Source organism: Cupriavidus oxalaticus (assembly GCF_004768545.1).
Taxonomy (GTDB): Bacteria; Pseudomonadota; Gammaproteobacteria; order Burkholderiales; family Burkholderiaceae; genus Cupriavidus; species Cupriavidus oxalaticus_A.
This window is the reverse complement of the sequence record NZ_CP038634.1, coordinates 621,934-639,159: the sequence shown is the minus strand read 5'-3', so window position 1 is coordinate 639,159 and position 17,226 is coordinate 621,934. Positions and strand designations below refer to the sequence as shown.

14 protein-coding genes are annotated in these 17,226 nt (G+C 68.8%); 11 read left to right on the top strand and 3 right to left on the bottom strand.

Features of this window, described 5'->3' with window-relative positions:
• Positions 1-4 precede the first annotated feature (4 nt).
• A complete protein-coding gene (gene cqsA, locus E0W60_RS02740; protein WP_133094352.1) occupies positions 5-1,309 on the bottom strand; it encodes an alpha-hydroxyketone-type quorum-sensing autoinducer synthase in 1,305 nt (434 codons plus the stop codon).
• A gap of 459 nt (positions 1,310-1,768) precedes the next feature.
• Here cqsA and E0W60_RS02735 point away from each other — a divergent pair, with 459 nt between their 5' ends.
• The 9 genes from E0W60_RS02735 to E0W60_RS02695 all read left to right on the top strand — a co-directional run bounded on the left by E0W60_RS02735 (position 1,769) and on the right by E0W60_RS02695 (position 11,166).
• Positions 1,769-2,704 carry a dioxygenase gene (locus E0W60_RS02735; RefSeq protein ID WP_133094353.1) on the top strand — a complete coding sequence of 312 codons (936 nt, stop codon included), beginning with the start codon at positions 1,769-1,771 and terminating at the stop codon, positions 2,702-2,704.
• Between the two features lie 40 nt (positions 2,705-2,744).
• The gene (locus tag E0W60_RS02730) at positions 2,745-3,494 is read left to right on the top strand and encodes an SDR family NAD(P)-dependent oxidoreductase (protein ID WP_135702939.1); all 750 of its coding nucleotides are present in this window, start codon (positions 2,745-2,747) and stop codon (positions 3,492-3,494) included.
• 48 nt (positions 3,495-3,542) lie between these two features.
• On the top strand, positions 3,543-4,427 hold the full coding sequence (locus E0W60_RS02725; protein ID WP_135702938.1) for a 3-keto-5-aminohexanoate cleavage protein: 885 nt from the start codon (positions 3,543-3,545) through the stop codon (positions 4,425-4,427).
• 42 nt (positions 4,428-4,469) lie between these two features.
• Positions 4,470-5,447, top strand: coding sequence for a quinone oxidoreductase family protein (locus tag E0W60_RS02720; RefSeq protein WP_133094356.1), 978 nt, complete (start codon positions 4,470-4,472; stop codon positions 5,445-5,447).
• Entirely contained in the window at positions 5,444-5,785 is a 342-nt protein-coding gene (locus E0W60_RS02715; RefSeq protein WP_133094357.1) for a cupin domain-containing protein, read from the top strand. Before E0W60_RS02720 ends, E0W60_RS02715 begins: the two co-directional genes overlap by 4 nt.
• A 101-nt stretch (positions 5,786-5,886) precedes the next feature.
• Complete coding sequence (locus tag E0W60_RS02710) at positions 5,887-6,990, top strand: porin (RefSeq protein ID WP_133094358.1); 1,104 nt, start codon at positions 5,887-5,889, stop codon at positions 6,988-6,990.
• 42 nt (positions 6,991-7,032) lie between these two features.
• Positions 7,033-8,016 carry a tripartite tricarboxylate transporter substrate binding protein gene (locus tag E0W60_RS02705; RefSeq protein ID WP_135702937.1) on the top strand — a complete coding sequence of 328 codons (984 nt, stop codon included), beginning with the start codon at positions 7,033-7,035 and terminating at the stop codon, positions 8,014-8,016.
• Between the two features lie 590 nt (positions 8,017-8,606).
• Positions 8,607-9,644, top strand: a complete 1,038-nt coding sequence (locus tag E0W60_RS02700) for a LacI family DNA-binding transcriptional regulator (RefSeq protein WP_133094360.1) — start codon at positions 8,607-8,609, stop codon at positions 9,642-9,644.
• 253 nt (positions 9,645-9,897) lie between these two features.
• Positions 9,898-11,166 (top strand): YihY/virulence factor BrkB family protein, encoded by a 1,269-nt coding sequence (locus E0W60_RS02695; RefSeq protein WP_133094361.1) that lies wholly within the window; start codon positions 9,898-9,900, stop codon positions 11,164-11,166.
• Between the two features lie 49 nt (positions 11,167-11,215).
• Here E0W60_RS02695 and E0W60_RS02690 read toward each other — a convergent pair whose 3' ends face one another.
• Positions 11,216-12,748, bottom strand: a complete 1,533-nt coding sequence (locus E0W60_RS02690) for a sensor domain-containing diguanylate cyclase (protein WP_133094362.1) — start codon at positions 12,746-12,748, stop codon at positions 11,216-11,218.
• Positions 12,749-12,965: 217 nt separating this feature from the next.
• Positions 12,966-13,964, bottom strand: coding sequence for a Bug family tripartite tricarboxylate transporter substrate binding protein (locus E0W60_RS02685; protein ID WP_135702936.1), 999 nt, complete (start codon positions 13,962-13,964; stop codon positions 12,966-12,968).
• Positions 13,965-14,126: 162 nt separating this feature from the next.
• On the opposite strand from E0W60_RS02685, the gene E0W60_RS02680 reads away from it, so the two are divergent.
• Together E0W60_RS02680 and E0W60_RS02675 are read left to right on the top strand one after the other, a co-directional pair.
• Positions 14,127-14,933, top strand: a complete 807-nt coding sequence (locus E0W60_RS02680; RefSeq protein ID WP_133094364.1) for an IclR family transcriptional regulator — start codon at positions 14,127-14,129, stop codon at positions 14,931-14,933.
• 52 nt (positions 14,934-14,985) lie between these two features.
• A complete protein-coding gene (locus E0W60_RS02675) occupies positions 14,986-17,151 on the top strand; it encodes an acetate--CoA ligase family protein (protein WP_135702935.1) in 2,166 nt (721 codons plus the stop codon).
• Positions 17,152-17,226 lie beyond the last annotated feature (75 nt).

Sequence of the window (17,226 nt, the reverse complement as noted above, 5' to 3'; positions counted from 1 at the left end):
ACGGCTACTCCTCGCGGGAGCTTGCGGCGAGCTCCTCTTTGGGATTGGGGGATTTGCGCCGGCTGCGGCGCGTCGATGACCATTCTTCCAGGCGCACCTCGTCGCGGATACTGGCGAGAACGCTGACCAGCCGGTCGATTTCACCGGCGCTAAGTTTCGCATGCAGGGTAAGTCGCATCAATGCCCGATTCTTGGGGGTTGCCGGCGAACAGAATACCGCGCCGAAGATGCCGCGCTGCTGCAGCGCGTTGCGCAGGACCATCACCTGCGGCTCGGTGCCGGCCTCCAGCCCGATGATCTGCTCGGAGCCGTCGCTGATGTTGTACCCCAGCGCACCGATCGCTTCGCGGGTGGTGCGGGTGATCGCATGCAGCTGTTCGCGCCGCTGGTCCGCCGCGGCGATGAAGTCGATGGCGGCGTCGAACCACGCAACCTCGTGGCGCAGTAGCCCCGAACTGAAAATGGCCGGCCGCGACTCGACCGCGAAGAAGTCCTTGAACGTGCTGGAGCAGGTGACGAAGCCCGCGCGCCCGGCGAAGGCCTTGGCCAGCGACGCGGTGCGGAAATGCACCCGCTCCGACAACCCCAGCGCCGGTACCAGCCCGCCGCCCGATGGCCCATGAGTGCCGAGCGAGTGCGATTCATCGACCACCAGCACCGAACCCGTCGCCTCCGCCACCGCGACGTATTCCTCCAGCGGCGCCACGCTGCCGGTGGTGGAGTACACCGCGTCGACCATGATCACGCCGGGCCCGAAGCGTTCGGCCTGGCGGCGCGCATGGCCCACGTCGTTGTGGCGGATCGGCACGGCCTGCGCGCCGGCGGCGGTGATGCCTTCCCACAGCGAGGCGTGGCCGTTCATGTCGATATAGACCGGCACGCCCGGCCCGGCGATGCATTGCACCAGGCCGACGTTGGCGGCCCAGCCGGACTGCGCGATCAGCCCGTCCTCGGCCTGCATCAGGTTGGCCAGCTTGCGCTCGACGTGCCGTTGCGGCGTCTCGCCGTACTGGAACACGGACGACATCAGCAGCTCGGGCTGCTCGTTCAGCAGCGCGCGCGCCTGCGCCTCCAGCAACGGCCGCTCGCCCAGCAGGCAGAGGTAGTCGTTGCTGCTCAGGTGCAGCGCGTCGGGCCCCGGCTTGCGCCCGTGCAGCAGGTGGTCGCCACCCCAGAGCTTGCCCAGCCTGGCATCGAAATGCTCTGACATGCGTGCTGCGATCCACTGCGGCAGCGGCGGCGTGGTCACGCTGCGGGGGGGGCAGGGAACGGGGTGCGTCGGTTGCGGACGCTGGACGGCGGAGAACATCGGTTTTCCTCTGGTAGGTAGGAGGGATCGAAGGAGATCGCTGGCGGCATGGCCAGGAACCCGGGCATCGCAGGCACGTCGGGCTTTCTGCACGTCAGCGATTACTGTGCCAAGTCCTCGGCAACGATTGTGACCGGGCTTCCACCAGTCCAACGCTTGTATGAACGGGAGGGGCCACGCTGCCGTTGCATTGTGGCGCGACCAGCGCTCGCTGGCATGTCGGTATATCGCCGGTTAGTGCCTGGTAAGGCATATATAGGCAGGTGTACCCACAAATGCCACCCTCCGCGCGAGCGGGGACCGCCTAGGGTTTGTCCTGAAGACGAGGCGTAGCGGCTTGTTTTGATTGTGATTTCCGGCGGCGCGAAAGGGGGCGGGGCCCCGCCGGCCCGAACTTTCGCCTTGACCTCCGGTGCTGGCCGCCGATAATAATGCAAACGTTTGCAAAGGAGGAGTGACATGGAAACATCGATCGCGCGGCAGGTATCGCCGGCCCCGCGCCCCACGCTGATAGACGACGAACATTCGGTCACCGGCATCGTCCAGGCCGCGATGGCGGACACCGCCAGCCCACGCCTGCGCTTCGTCATGGATGCGCTGGTCCGCCATCTGCATGGCTTCCTGCGCGAGGCGCGCCTGACCGACGAAGAGTTCGAGTTCGCGCTGGGCTGGCTCGCCAGCCTTGGCCATGCGACGCATGCCACGCACAACGAGGTCGTGCTCGCGGCCGACGTCCTGGGTTTGTCGACCCTGGTGACGGTGATGAACAACAGCACCCGCGACGGCCGCACGCCCGGCGCCTTGCTGGGACCGTTCTACCGCGCCAACGCGCCGCGCTATGCCTGCGGCGACTGCGTGGTGCAGGACGACGCGCCCGGCCTGCCGCTGCTGGTCAGCGGCACCGTGCGCGGCACCGACGGCACGCCGCTGGCGGGCGCGCTGGTCGAGATATGGCAGGCCTCGCCGGTCGGCCTGTACGACAACCAGGACCCGACCCAGCCCGACCGCAACCTGCGCGGCTGCTTCCATGCCGATGCCGACGGCGGCTACCGCTTCCGCACGGTGCGTCCGGCCGGCTATCCGGTGCCGACCGATGGCCCGGTCGGCGCGCTGCTGGCCGCGCAACAGCGCCATCCGTACCGGCCGGCGCATATCCACTTCATCGTCGCCGCGCCGGGATACCGGACGCTGGTGACGCAGGTGTTTGCCGACGAGGCCGACAAGCTGGCCTCGGATGTCACCTTCGGCGTGCACCGGCAACTGGTCGGCACGCTGCAGCTGCACGACCAGGGCAGCAGCCCGTGGGGCGACGTGCCGGCGCCGTTCTACACGCTGGACTTCGACTTCACGCTGGAGCCGGGGCAGCAGACCTTTCCCAAGCCGCCGATCGACTGAACGCCGGCCGATTTCCTTTCACGCAAATTCAACTCCGAACATGAGCGCATCCCCCCTTTCCGGCAAGGTTGCCGTGATCCTCGGCGGCACCGGCAGCATCGGCTTTGCCGCCGGTGAAACGCTGGCCCGCCTCGGCGCGAGCATCGTCCTGACCGGCCGCGACGCCGACAAGGCGGCCAGCGCGGCGGCCGCGCTGCCGGCCGGCAACCATCTTGCCGCCGTCGCGGAAGTTGCCGACAGCGCCTCGCTGCGCGCGCTGGCCGACGAAGTCATCTGCCATTACTGCCGCGCCGACATGCTGGTCAATACCGCCGGCTTTACGCGGGCAATCCCGCACGCCGACCTCGACGCGCTCGACGACGCGCTGATCGACGAACTCTTTGCCATCAACTGGCGCGGCCAGTTCGCCGCGATCCGCGCCTTTGCGCCGCACCTGCGCGCCAGCGGCGACGGGCTGGTGGTCAACGTCGGCTCCATCGCGGGGCGCAACGGGCAGGGCAGCAACGTGGCGTACTGCGCGGCCAAGGCCGGGCTCGACGCCATGGCGATGTCGCTGGGGCGCGCACTGGCGCCGCAGATCCGCGTGCTGAACGTCTCGCCCGGCGTGGTCGACAGCGACTTCGTGCCCGGCCGCGACAGCAGCTTCAACGAGCGCGCCGCCAGGACGACGCCGCTGCAGCGCATCGGCCAGGCGCAGGACGTGGCCGATGCCATTGCCGCGTGCGCTACCTCGCTGCGCTTTGCCACTGGCACCACCATCGTCGTCGACGGCGGCAGGCAACTCGGCTAGCCCGGCGCCACGCTCCGTTTTTCTCTTGTTCTTCACCAACGTTCGCTCATGCACGCACGCAAGACCATCATCACCTGCGCGGTGACCGGCAATATCGTCACCCCCGAGCAGCATCCCGGCCTGCCGGTCACGCCGGCGCAGATCGCCGACGCCGCGCTCGAAGCCGCCGAAGCCGGCGCTGCCGCGGCCCATATCCACGTGCGCGATCCCGAAACGGGCCGCCCGTCGATGGCGCTCGAATACTACGCCGACGTCATCGACCGCATCCGCGCGCGCAACCGCACGCTGATCATCAACCTCACCACCGGACCCGGCGGCCGCTTCGTGCCGAGCGAGGACGAGCCGCGCGTGGCCGCGCCGGGCACCACGCTGCTGCCTCCGGGCAAGCGCGTCGAGCACATCACCGCGTTGCGCCCCGATGTGTGTTCGCTCGACCTCAACACCATGAATTCCGGGGGCGACGTGGTCATCAACACGCCCGCCAACGTGCGCAAGATGGCCGCCGCGATCCGCGCCGCCGGCGTCATGCCGGAGCTGGAGATCTTCGACTCGGGCGACCTCAACATGGCGCTCGACTTCATCCGCGACGGCGTGCTCGACGGGCCTGGCCTGTGGACCTTCGTGCTGGGCGTCAAATACGGCTTCGCGCCCACGCCCGAAACGATTTTCTATGCGCGCAACATGCTGCCCGCCGGCGCGCACTGGTCCGCCTTCGGCATCGGCCGCGCCGAATTCCCGATCGTGGCGCAGGCATGGCTGGCCGGCGGCCATGTGCGTGTCGGCCTGGAAGACAACATCTACCTGGAGAAGGGCGTGCTGGCCCCCAGCAACGCCGCGCTGGTCGCCAAGGCCCGCGACATCGTGCGCTCGCTCGGCGGCGAGATCGCGTCGCCCGCCGAGGCGCGCCGCACGCTGGGGCTGCGCGAAGCCTGAGCCTTGCCAACCGAATTGCCGATTCCTGAAAGGAAAGAACTTATGAACACGATCCGCGTGAACCAGAAAGCCGCCGATATCGAGGCGCTGCAGCTCGAACTGCTCGGCGTGCCGCGCCCCGATGCCGCGGCGGACCAATGCATCATCGAAGTCGCCAGTGCCGGGGTCAATCCCAGCGACGTGAAGGCGACGCTGGGCCTGATGCCGCATGCGGTGTGGCCGCGCACGCCCGGCCGCGACTATGCCGGCCTGGTGGTCGACGGGCCGGCCGCGCTGCTGGGCCTGCAGGTGTGGGGCAGCGGCGGCGAGCTCGGCATCCGCCGCGACGGTACCCATGGCAAGTACCTGCGCATCCAGGCCAGTGCGGTGCGCGCCAAGCCGGCGTCGGTGTCGCTGCTGGAGGCCGGCGCCGTGGGCGTGCCGTTCATCACTGCCTACGAAGGCTTGCGCCGCGCCGGCATGCCCCAGGCCGGCAGCACCGTGCTGGTCTGTGGCGGCAACGGCAAGGTGGGGCAGGCCACCATCCAGATCGCCACGGCGCTGGGCGCGCGCGTCTTTGCCGTCGAGCGTACGGCCGAGCCTTACCGCGGCCATGCCAGCGGCGCAGTGCGCATGATCGACGCCAGCCGCGAAGCGATCGCAGAAGTGGTGCGCGACGAGACCGGCGGCCATGGCGCCGACATCGTCTACAACACCGTCGGCAGCCCGTACTTCGAGCAAGCCAACCAGGCGATGGCCATCGGCGCAGCGCAGATCTTCATCTCGACCATCGAGAAGCCGGTGCCGTTCGACATCTTCGCCTTCTACCGCGGCCAGCATACATACGTTGGCGTCGATACGCTGGCCCTGGACAGCGGCGCGTGCGCGCACATCCTGGACCAGCTTGCGCCAATGTTCGCCGCGGGCGCGCTGCGGCCGTTCCCGGTGCTGTCCGATTACACCTATGCGCTGGCCAATGCCAAGGACGCATACCGCGCGGTCCTGCAAGGCGCGACCGAGCGCGTGGTGCTCAAGCCATGAACACGACCCGCTTTGCCCGGGCGCCGGCGTATTTCCCGCCCAACCACGACGGCATGCATTGCCTGCGGCTGCAGGGACACGAGGCCGGCCCGTCCGAGGCACTGTGGCTCGGCGTCTCGGTACTGCTGCCAGGCGGCCATACCGCGCTGGATGCCTCGCCGGTGGAAAAGCACTACGTCGTGCTCGAGGGCGAAGTCTGCGTGCGCACGCCGGACGAGGCCGTCACGCTGGGACAGTACGACTCGGTGCGCCTGGCGCCGGGCGAGGCGCGGCAGGTCTCCAATCCCGGCAACCGGCCCGCCTTGCTGCTGCTGGCGATGCCGTATCCGAAGGCCTGATTTTCTTGTGCCGTGATGCAAACGATTGCAGCCCCGAAATAAACGGCGCTGACCAAAAAGGTGATTACAAAAAGAATGACCACAACCAAAGGGGTAGACCAATGACATCCGTTCCCAAGCGGTGCCGCTTGCTGCTGCTGGCCATGGGCGCGGCCTGCACCGGCCACGCCGGCGCGCAGTCGTCCGTGACGCTGTACGGGCGCCTCAACACCGCGCTGGAGTATTCCTACGCCAATACGGCGACCGACGGCACGCGCCTTGGCGGCGTCGGCCGGCTGACCAACAACCGCTCCGTGTTCGGCATGCGCGGCGAGGAAGGGCTGGGCGGCAGCCTCAAGGCAATCTGGCAGATCGAGAGCAACGTCTCGCTCGACACCGGCCAGGGCCAGATCGCGGGGCGCAATTCGCGCATCGGGCTGCAGGGCAGCGCCGGCACGCTGTTCATGGGGCACTGGCAGACGCCTTATACCGAGGCGACCTCGACCTACGATCCGTATTACCCAACCACGGCGGGGTATATGGCGCTGATCGGCAACGGCTCCACGTCGAGCTCGGACAACGTGCAGGACACCAGCGCGTTCGACCGACGGCAGAAAAACATCATCGTCTACAAGTCGCCGTCGCTGGCGGGCTTCAGCGGCGCCGCCGCGTGGGGCATCAACGAGGAAAAGACCACGGTGCCGCGCAACCCGGGGCTGTACTCGTTCTCCGCCGCCTACGACAACGGCCCCCTCAACGTGGTGCTGGCCTATGAAATCCACCAGCATTACCAGACCGCGGGCCGCAACGACGATGCGATGAAGGCGGGCGTTTCCTACAAGTTCCCGACGACCACCGTCGCGCTGCTCTATGAACGGCTGCACTACCGCACCGCCACCGGCGACCTCACGCGCAACGGCTACTACGCGTCGGTGGTGCAGAAGCTGGGGCCGGGCAGCGTGCGGGTCGGCTTTGGCCTGGCCAGCAACGGCGCCGGCAACGCCACCGAGACCGTCGGCTTCTTCCGCAGCGGCGCGGAGACGGGCGCGACGCAGGTCACGGTGGGCTACGACTATCCGTTGTCCAAGCGCACGGCGCTGTTTGCGTACTACAGTCGCATCAACAACAAGCGCAACGCGATCTATGACTTTGCCATCAACGAGCTGGGCGTAAGCGCGGGCGCCGACCCGCAGACCGTCGCGCTCGGCATGCGGCATTTCTTCTGAGGCGCGGCACACGCGTCCCGACTAGCATTGAGGAGACAAGGAATGATTCGATCCATCCAGGGCGCCGTGCTGGCGCTGACTTCGACGCTGATGCTGGCGGCCGCCCCCGCCGCCAGTGCACAGCCCCAGTACCCCAGCAAGCCGATCCGGCTGGTGGTGCCGTTCTCGGCCGGCAGCGCCACCGATATCCTGGCGCGCATCCTCGGCAGCAAGATGGCCGAGGGCGGCAGCTACCAGGTGATCGTCGACAACCGGCCCGGCGCGGGCGGGACTGTCGGCGCGACCGGCGTGGCCAAGGCGGCGCCGGACGGCTACACGCTGATCCTGGTGTCGGTCGGGCATGCGATCAACGCCACGCTGTATCCCAGGCTCGGCTATGACACGGTGAAGGACTTCGCGCCGGTCTCGCTGGTGGCCAGCGTGCCCAACGTGCTGGTGGTCAATGCGGCCAGCAAGTACAAGTCGGTGCGCGACGTGGTGGCGGCGGCCAAGGCCACGCCGGGCGCGCTGAACTTTGACTCGGCTGGCTCCGGCAGCTCCACGCACCTGAGCGGCGAGATGTTCAAGATGCAGGCCGGCATCGACATCACGCATATCCCGTACAAGGGCACCGGCGAAGCGCTTACCGACGTCATGGCCGGCCGCGGCGACATGATGTTCGCGCCCTCCGTCTCGGCGATGCCGTTCGTCAGGCAAGGCAAGCTGCGCGCGCTGGCGGTGACCACGGCCAGGCGGGCCAGCGCGCTGCCGGATATCCCGACCGTAGCGGAGTCGGGCTTGCCGGCCTATGCCTTCGATTCGTGGTTCGGCATCCTCGCCCCGGCCGGCACGCCGCGCGAGATCGTCGATGCCCTCAACGCCGAGATCGGCAAGGCGCTGTCATCCCCCGACGTGCGCGAGCGCCTGGCGGCGCAGGGCGCCGAGCCGCGGCGTTCATCGCCGCAGGAGTTTGCCGCGTATATCCAGGCGGAAATCGGCAAGCTGGCGCCGGTGGTGCGGCAGTCAGGGGTCAGGGCTGGGGAGTAAGGGCAGGGCATCGCGATGGCCAGGCTTGCCGATTGTGTGCTCCCTCTCCCGCTTGCGGGAGAGGGGAGCAAACAAGCCGGATAGAATGGATTGCGGGCAGCGCCGCGACGGCGCCAAGCGAGCGCAGCGACGCGTTACGTGCCCGAGCCCCTGACCTGCGATACTGCAGGCGCGCAGCGCAGCCGCAGGCGTTCCTGCGTTGCCGCCAGCAGCAGGGGCCGCCCACAGCTCTGGGCTCGTTCAATCACCGTGTCAATGCCGAGCCATGGTGGCGCACCACAGTCCTGCTTTGCAACGAAGCGCAGCCCCGTACGAAAGCCCCGGCACGCTACGATAAGAGTGGCCGCCCGCCCAGGGCAGAAAACGCGCTTTTGGTTACTTTTGCCGCTCGGGCAAAAGTGACTCGCCCCTTCAGGGCGAAACCAGGGCATATCAAATATCCGCCAGATGTCCAGCCACAGCCACGTGAAGGACGACGGCGAAGTGAAGCCCAAGACTTCATTCAGGCCCCCGTCCCCACCCCCCATCAGCAATGCGCCTTAAAATATCGCATCTCCCATTCCCGGCCCGCCGCCCAACAACCAGCCGTCATGTCCGAGCGCAAGCGCCTCACCCTGAAAGACCTGGCCGCCGAGATCGACGTGCATTACTCGACGGTCTCGCGGGTCATGAACCCGGCCACGCGGCACCTGGTGGCGCAGGACGTGGCGGCGCGCATCCTGGAGGTGGCCGAGGCGCGCGGCTTCCGCCCCAACCGCATCGCCGCCGGCTTGCGCACGCAGCGCTCCGGGCTGGTAGGCGTGGTGCTGCCCGACATCGCCAACCCGGTGTTCCCGCCGATCCTGGCGGGGATCGAGTCGGTGCTGGCGCAGCAGGGCTACGTGCCCATCGTCGTCAACGCCGGCACCGACAAGAGCCGGCAGCGCTTCATCATCGACCAGATGATCGGCCGGCAGGTCGAAGGGCTGGTGCTGGCGACGGCGGAGCGCGAGGACGCGGTGCTCGACTACTGCATCCGGCAGCATATCCCGGTGGTCACGGTCAATCGCGGCGAAGAGACGGGCCGGGTCTCGTGCGTGGTCAGCGACAACCTGCTGGCGATGCGGCTGACGGTAGACCACCTGGCCGGCCTGGGCCATCGCCATATCGGCCATATCGCCGGCCCGGCCGCGCTGTCCACCGGCTTCCTGCGGCGCGAGGGCTTTGTCCAGGCGGTCAGGCGGCACCGCCTGCGCCGCGACGCCTGGCACGTGATCGAGGCCGCCAGCTATTCGCGCGAGGCCGGCAAGCTGGCGTGCGCGCAACTGCTGGAAGCCTTTCCGGCGGTCACCGCGATCGCCGCCGGCAATGACCTGGTGGCGATGGGCTGTTATGACCTGCTGCGCGAGCGCGGGCTGCATTGCCCCGCCGACATCTCGGTAGTGGGCCACAACGACATGCCCTTTGCCGACGCGCTGACGCCGCCGCTGACCACGGTGCGCATCGCCGTCCATGAGATGGGCGAGGAGGCTGCACGGCTGCTGCTGCGGCAGATCGACAAGCCGGGATCCGATGCCGTCACCGTGCAGCTGACGCCGCAGCTGATCGTGCGCGGGTCTACCGCCGCGCCGCGCGACGGCACGTCATAGGCGGGCCGTGCCGCCGCCACTGCGGCCATGAAGGCCTGCGACAGCACGCCCAGGTTTATTCGCGCCGGACCACCCGCCGCGTACTCTGGCAGGCACATGCGGCATAGCCGAGCGCGCGCGCCTGGTAATTCTGGAAGCGCCCGTTGCATGATGGACCGGCCAGCGTGCCTCCCCAGGCGCCGCATTGCGGGCGCCGTTGCTCTGGAATGGGATTTGCTATTGCCATGCAGGACACGTCGCGACAGGACCTCGCATGCTATCCCTTGGCCCCGTGTCGCCGCGCGCCGCCTTCGAGCTGATCCGCGAGAGCATCAACTCCTGGATCGACGACTATGCCCCGAGCATGGGCGCGGCGCTGGCGTACTACACCGTCTTCTCCATTGCCCCGCTGCTGATGATCGTCATCACCGTGGCGGGCGTGATATTCGGCGCGGAAGCGGCGCGCGGCGAGGTCGTCAGCGAGCTGAGCGGGCTGATCGGCACCGAAGGCGCGGAGGTGGTCGAAGACATGCTGGTTGCGGTCAGCGAGCCGGCCGCCAGCACGGTCTCCGCCATCATCGGGGTGGTGGCCCTGCTGATCGGCGCGACCACGGTGTTCGCCGAGTTGCAGTCGGCGCTCGACCGCATCTGGCGGGTCCCGCAGCGCCAGAAGAGTTCGGGCCTGTTTTCGCTGCTGCGCGCGCGGCTGCTGTCGTTCGGCATGATCCTGGGCATCGGCTTCCTGCTGGTCGTGTCGCTGCTGCTCAGTGCCGGCATTTCGGCGATGGGGCGTGAATGGGGACCGCTGCTAGGCATCGACGAGGCGGTCGGGCATGCGCTGGACACTGCCATCAGCCTGGTGCTGACGACCGTGGTGTTCGCGATGATCTACAAGATCATGCCGCGCACCAAGATCCGCTGGTTCGACGTCTGGCTTGGCGCCGTCGTCACGGCGCTGCTGTTCACGCTGGGCAAGTTGCTGATCGGCCTGTACATCGGCAAGAGCGGCGTGGCCAGCGGGTATGGCGCCGCGGGTTCGCTGGTGGTGTTGCTGCTATGGGTGTACTACGCCGCGCAGATTTTCCTGCTGGGTGCCGAATTTACCTGGCATTTTGCCCAGCGCTTTGGCTCGATGCGGCACAGCGGCCAGCCAGCGCCGCCGATCGCGCCGCTACGCGGGCGGGCGCAGGTGGTCGTGGACGAGCAGGCCCGGGGCGAAGCGACCCGCCATCCGGTAAGGACCGGCATCGACGGCGTGACGCCCATCGTGGCGCTTTATGTCGACGAGATCGTGAACGCTGCCGTCAAGGCGGGAGAGCAAGGCCAGGCGACCGCGGTCGCCATCGCGGACGCCGCCGAGAAGGCCGTTGCCCACTTCAGGAGCGCAGCGGGATCGGACAAGCAGGCCTTGCGCAACCGGCTGCGCGAACTGGCCCAGGCGCTGGTAGTGTCTGCCGAGGCGGGGCACCATTCCGGCGATACCCGCGACCTGATCCAGTTCGGCGTGAGCTACGTCGAAGCGTACCTGCACCGGACGCACTGAGGCGCTGCATCGTGCTGCAGCGCGCTGCATCGCCGGACAGGCGAGCGCATCAGACGGCCAGCGCCGGCGTGGCCTCGCCCAATATCACCACGCGGTTGCGGCCGTCGCGCTTGGCCAGGTAGAGCGCCTGGTCGCCGCCATGCAGGAAGGCGCGCAGGTCCGCGAACGGCCCGGCATCCCCGCCGCCGGCCGAACTGGTGGCAACGCCGATGCTGACCGTCAGCGTGCCGAGCGGGCTGGTCGCGTTCGGGATCTCCAGTGCCTGCACCGCATGCCGGATGGCCTCGGCGATCCTCGCGGCGCCGGCGGCCGGCGTGCCGGGCAGCAGGATCGCGAATTCCTCGCCGCCGTAGCGGCCGGCATAGTCGCCCGGCCGGCGGATCTGCTTCTGGATGCTGTCGCCGACCGCGGCCAGCGCATCGTCGCCGGCAACGTGGCCGTAGCGGTCGTTGAACTGCTTGAAGTGGTCGACATCGACCATCAGCAGCGACAGCGGCTGGCCGTCGCGCCATGCCCGCCGCCATTCCTTGTCGGCGGCGTCATCCAGCGCGCGCCGGCTGCCCAGGCCGGTCAGGCCATCGGTATTCACCATCAGGCGCAGGTGCGCCTCCATGTCGAGGCGGCGGCGCCACTGGCGCGACAGCAGCACCGCCAGCGCCACGATCAGCGCATCGACCACGGCAATCAGCCCGGCAAACCACCATGCGCGCTTGTACCAGGGGGCCAGCACGTCGTGGACCGAGAGCCCGACCACCACCATGAGCGGGAAGTCGGGCAGGCGCCGGTAGCTGTACAGCCGCCGCACGCCGTCGACCGCGGCGATGCCGATAAAGCTGCCTTCGGTGCCCCGCAGCAGCGGTGCAAAGGAAGGGCTGGCCGAGATATTGCGGCCCACCGACGCATCGTCGTAGGGGCGGCGCATGATGATGGTCCCGTCCGTGCGCAGCAGCGTCAGCGTACCGCCGCCGCCGAGGCTGACGCCATCGAACAGCTTGCGAAAGTAGTTCAGGCGCAGCGTGCCGACGACGATGCCGCGGAACGCGCCATCGGGCCCCGACACCCGCCGGCTCAGTCCGATGGACTTGTTCTGCGCGGTGAGCCGCGGCTGGAACGGCTGGCTGAGGAAGATGCCGGCGTTGGCGTCGTGCACGTGGGCCTGAAAATAGTCGCGGTCGGCAAGGTTCACGGCGCGCGGCGGCCATTGGTGCGAATCGAGCAGCAGGTTGCCGCTGGCATCGGTGGCCAGCAGCGAGCCCATGTCCTCGGCGTTGATGGAGCGGTCGAACAGCACGCGCTGGCGCAAGGCGGTCGGCAGCTGCATCACTTCCGGGTCCTGCATGGCATCGGCGACCCCGGCGATGGCGAACTGGTAGATATGCAGGTTGCGCGAGATGCTGCGCTCCAGCGTGAGCGCCAGATTGGCCGAGGCTTCGCTGGCGCCGGCCAGCGCGTCGCTGCGCATCTGGGCCAGTGCCGCGGCGCCCAGTCCGGCGATGGCAACCGCCAGGGCGATGGTCGCCGGGACGATCATCGCGGCGGGGTTCAGGCGTACGCGCAGGCGTCGTCTTGCAAGGTCGATCATGGAGGCGGGCGCTGCCGGTGCAATTTTTGCAGCATTGTAGTGCCCGCAGGTACCTCGGCCGCGCCGTGGGAAAAAATGTCACACCTGAGTTTAGCGGCCTGCAAATCGCTTCGAGGCGTGCCGAACCGGTTTCAAGTTACAAGTGCTGCCGCCTTCCGCCACCGCGATGAAGTCCTGGATCTGGCTAAGGCGCATGGCTGGCGCTCCGGGGGCGGCGTCAGTCCAGCGTGACCCCGGTGTCGGCGGTCAGCTTCAGCACCACCGGCAGGTAGGCGGTGTAGGCGCTGGCCGCCTCGGACGGCGTGTTGCCGATGGGCTCGGCGCCCATGTCCTCGATCCGCTTCGAAAACGCCGGGCTTTTCACCAGCGCGCTGACCTCGCGCCCCAGGCGGTCGATGATGGGCTGGGGTGTTTTGGCCGGGGCCATCAGCGTGATCGGCCCGGTCAGCCGGTAGGCGTCGTCGGGATAGCCGGCCTCGGCAAAGGTGGGCACGTCGGGCAGCGACCTGGCGCGGCGCGGTCCGGTCACGGCGATCGGCCGCAGCTTGCCGCCGGCAAAGTGCTGCTGCAGCGCGGTGACCGAGCCCACCGTGACGTTGACCTGGCCCGCCAGCAGGTCGGTCACCATCGGTCCCTCGCCGCGGTAGGGCACGTGCAGGATGTCGACACCATACTTCCTGGCCATGTAGGTCTGGATGGTATGCGGCTGGGTGCCCGGTCCCCACGAACCCATGCGCAGCTTGCCGGGCTCCTTCTTTGCAAAGTCGATCAGTTCGGCCACGGTCTTGACGGGCACGGTGGCATTGACCGCCAGCACGGTGCGCGCGGTGGCGATGTCGGAAATCGGGCGCAGGTCGGTGCGCGGGTCGTAGGGCAGTTTCTTGTACAGCGCCAGGTTGGCGGTGATCGGGCCGGGAATGGTCAGCAGCAGGGTGTAGCCGTCGGGCGCCGCCTTGGCCGCCTGGTCGCTGCCGATAATGCCGCCCGCGCCGCCCTTGTTCTCGACCACGATGGTCTGGCCGAGCCGCTTGCCGAGACCATCGGCCAGCGCGCGCGCCAGCGTGTCGGTCAGGCCGCCTGCCGGGTACGCCACCACCAGCCGCACGGGCTTGGTCGGGTAAGCATCTTCGGCGCCTGCGCCAGACGGCAGCAGGCACAAGGCCGCGGCGGTGATCAGCACGACACGCCGGCGGCGTGAAAAGGTGCGGTTTTTCATGTCTTGTCTCCTTTTCGAATCTGTGTCCGATGCCGGAGAACCTTATGGGCGGCACGCCGGAGGGGTCAACACGATGGCCTATATTTCCAATATGTGGAAATTGATTCCGCTTTTTGACACTCGATCACGCGCTGTCCCAGACTGGGTAAAGAGGAAAACGCCATGAACCTGCCGGTCGAACAATTCATTGCCGAACGCCGCCGCGAGGACCCGTCCTTCGGCGGCCTGCTGGCCAAGGGCTTTGCCCTGCTGCGTTGCTTTATCGACGAGCCGCGCCCGCTCGGCAACGGCGAGCTGGCGCAGCGGCTGCAGCTGCCGCGCGCCACCGTCTCGCGCATCTGCCGCACGCTGTTCGAGCTGGGCTACCTCGACTGGGATCCCAAGCTCGACAAGTACTTCGTCAGCGCCCAGGTGCTGGCGCTGGGCTATCCGTACCTGGCCGGGCTGCAGGTGCGCCACGTGGCCCGTCCGCTGATGCAGGCGCTGGCCGACCGCATCGAGGGCGCTGCGTCGATGGGCGTGGCGCACCGGCTCGACGTTACCTACCTGCAGTCCTGTACCCACAACGAGGGCACCCCGGCGCGGCCGGGAACCGGCGCCGTGCGCTCGGTGCTGAGCACGGCCATGGGCCGGGCTTACCTGTGCACCTTGTCGAAGGCGGAGTTCGAAAGCCTGATGGTGGCCGCCCGCGAGGAGCGGCCCGAGGAATACGCGGCGTTCTACGACACGCTGTGCCACAACGTGGCGCACTACCCCAAGCGCGGCTTCGCGCTCAACGAGGGCGATGCCGGCATCGGCGTGTACGGCGTGGGCGTCTATTCGCGCATCCGATACCTGAACCGCCCGCTGCTGTTCAACTGCGCCGTGCCCGGCTCGCAGGTGAAGCGCGGGATGATGGAAAAGAAGGTGGCGCCGCTGTTGATGGAGATGGTCCGCTCCATCGAGGCCGCCACCGGCCTGCGGCAGTAGCCGGCCAGGCCCGACTGAAACCATCCATAAAACAAGACCCGGAGACTGCCACATGGTTGACCTGAATTCCCTGCTGTACCCGCGTTCGATCGCGGTGGTCGGTGCTTCCACCCAGCCGGACAAGGTGGGCGGCATGCCGATCCGGCTGCTGCGCGAACTGGGCTATGGGGGGCGCGTCTATCCGGTCAACCCGTCCGCCGCCGAAGTGCAGGGCCTGCGCGCCTATGGCTCGCTGGCGGACATCGGCGAGCCGGTCGACCTGGCGATCGTGGCGGTGCCGGCCAGCGCCAGCCAGGACGTGATGGCGCAGCTGGCCGGCAACGGCACGCGCGCGGCGGTGGTCTTCACTTCCGGCTTCGCCGAAGCCGGCGAGGGCGGCGTGCGCATGCAGGACCTGCTGGCCCGCAGCGCGCGCGATGCGGGCGTGACGCTGCTGGGCCCCAACTGCCTGGGCGCGATGAACCTGCGCGAGCGCATGTTCGCCACCTTCTCGCCGATCCCGCTCAGCGGCGTGCCGCCGGTCGGCGAAGTCGGGCTGGTCAGCCAGAGCGGTGCCTTCGGTGCCTACGCCTATGCGCTGGCGCGCGAGGCGGGGCTGGGCCTGAGCCACTGGGTCACCACCGGCAACGAGGCCGGGCTGCAGGTGGCGGACGTGATCGCATGGCTTGCCAACGACCCCAACACCCGCGTGATCCTCGCCTACATCGAAGGCTGCCGCGACGGCGCGCGCCTGCGCCAGGCGCTGGCCGCGGCGCGCGCGGCGGGCAAGCCGGTGGTGGTTACCAAGGTCGGCACCACGGCGGCCGGCGCGCGCTCGGCGCAGTCGCACACGGCCAGCCTGACCGGCGAGGATGCGGTGTACCAGGCGGTGTTCGATGCCTACGGCGTGCACCGGGCCCATACGCTGGAAGAATTCTTCCGGCTCGGCTATGTGCTGTCGCGCGGCCGGCGGCCGGCGACCTGGCAACGCCCGGAAGGGAGCGGCGCCGCTGCCGCCACGCCGCTGGCGATCGTCACCGTGTCGGGCGGCGTCGGCATCATGATGGCCGATCGCGCCGAGCAGCTGGGTTTGCCGCTGCCGCCGATGCCGGACCTTGCGGCCGAGGCGCTGCGCACCGCGATCCCGTTCGCCAGCACTGCGAACCCCATCGACGTCACGGGGCAGGTGGTGGCGCAGCCGCGCGTGTTCATGGATGCCCTCGCGGGCGTCGCGCGCAGCGGCGCCTATGGCTGCGTGGCGGCCTTCCTGGCCGGCGGTGCCAATGCGCCGCGGCTGTGGCCGGAGCTGCAGCAGACCATCGGTGCGTTGAGCGAAGACACAAATGCCGCTCCGCTGCTGCTGGCCGGCATTGTCGACGACGACAAGCGCGCATGGCTGGAAGCGCGCGGGTGCCTGGTGTTCCGCGAGCCGGGTCATGCAGTGGAAGCCGTCGCCACGCTGGCGCAGGCGGCGGCGCTGGAATCCGCACGGGATACCTTGTCCGGGACCGGGCCGCGGCGCGAAGCGCGACTGCGCGGCCTGCCGCCCGAAACCACGGCGCTGTCCGAGTACGAGGCCATGGCTTTGCTCGCCGACGCTGGCGTGCCGGTGGCCCCGCACGGGCTTGCGCGCGATGCGGACGAGGCGGTGCGCATTGCCGAGGGCCTCGGCTATCCCGTGGTGGTCAAGCTGTGCTCGCGCGAGATCCTGCACAAGAGCGATGTCGGCGGCGTGGCCCTCGGCCTGGCCGATGCGCAGGCGGTGCGCTTAGCCTTCGCCCGCATGGCGCAAGCGGTCGCCCTGGCGCGCACCGGGAGCGGCGCGCCGGTGCCGTTGGAAGGCGTGCTGGTGGCGCGCATGGTGCGCGGCTGGGGCGAGGTGATGGTCGGCGTGCGGCGCGACCCGGTGTTCGGGCTGGTGGCGCTGGCCGGCATCGGCGGCACCGCGGTCGAGATCTTCCGCCAGACCGCCTGCGGGCTGGCGCCGCTGTCGCGCGCACAGGCGCGCGCGATGCTGCGCGCCAGCCGTGCCGCCGCGCTGTGCGAAGGACATCGCGGCAACCCCGACGTGGATCTCGATGCCGCCGCGCAGGTGCTGGCCACGGTGTCGCAACTGGCAGCCGGTCTGGGCGAGCGCCTGGACACGCTCGAGATCAATCCGTTCATCGTCACCGCGCAGGGGCTGGTCGCCGCCGACGCGGTGGTCACGCTTCGCCCGGACCGTCGTACTGATTCATAGCGACGGCGCGCAACGCGGTGGACAGGATGCCCGCACAGACGGGCGCCGCCCCGCGGCCAGACGCAGTACCTCAAT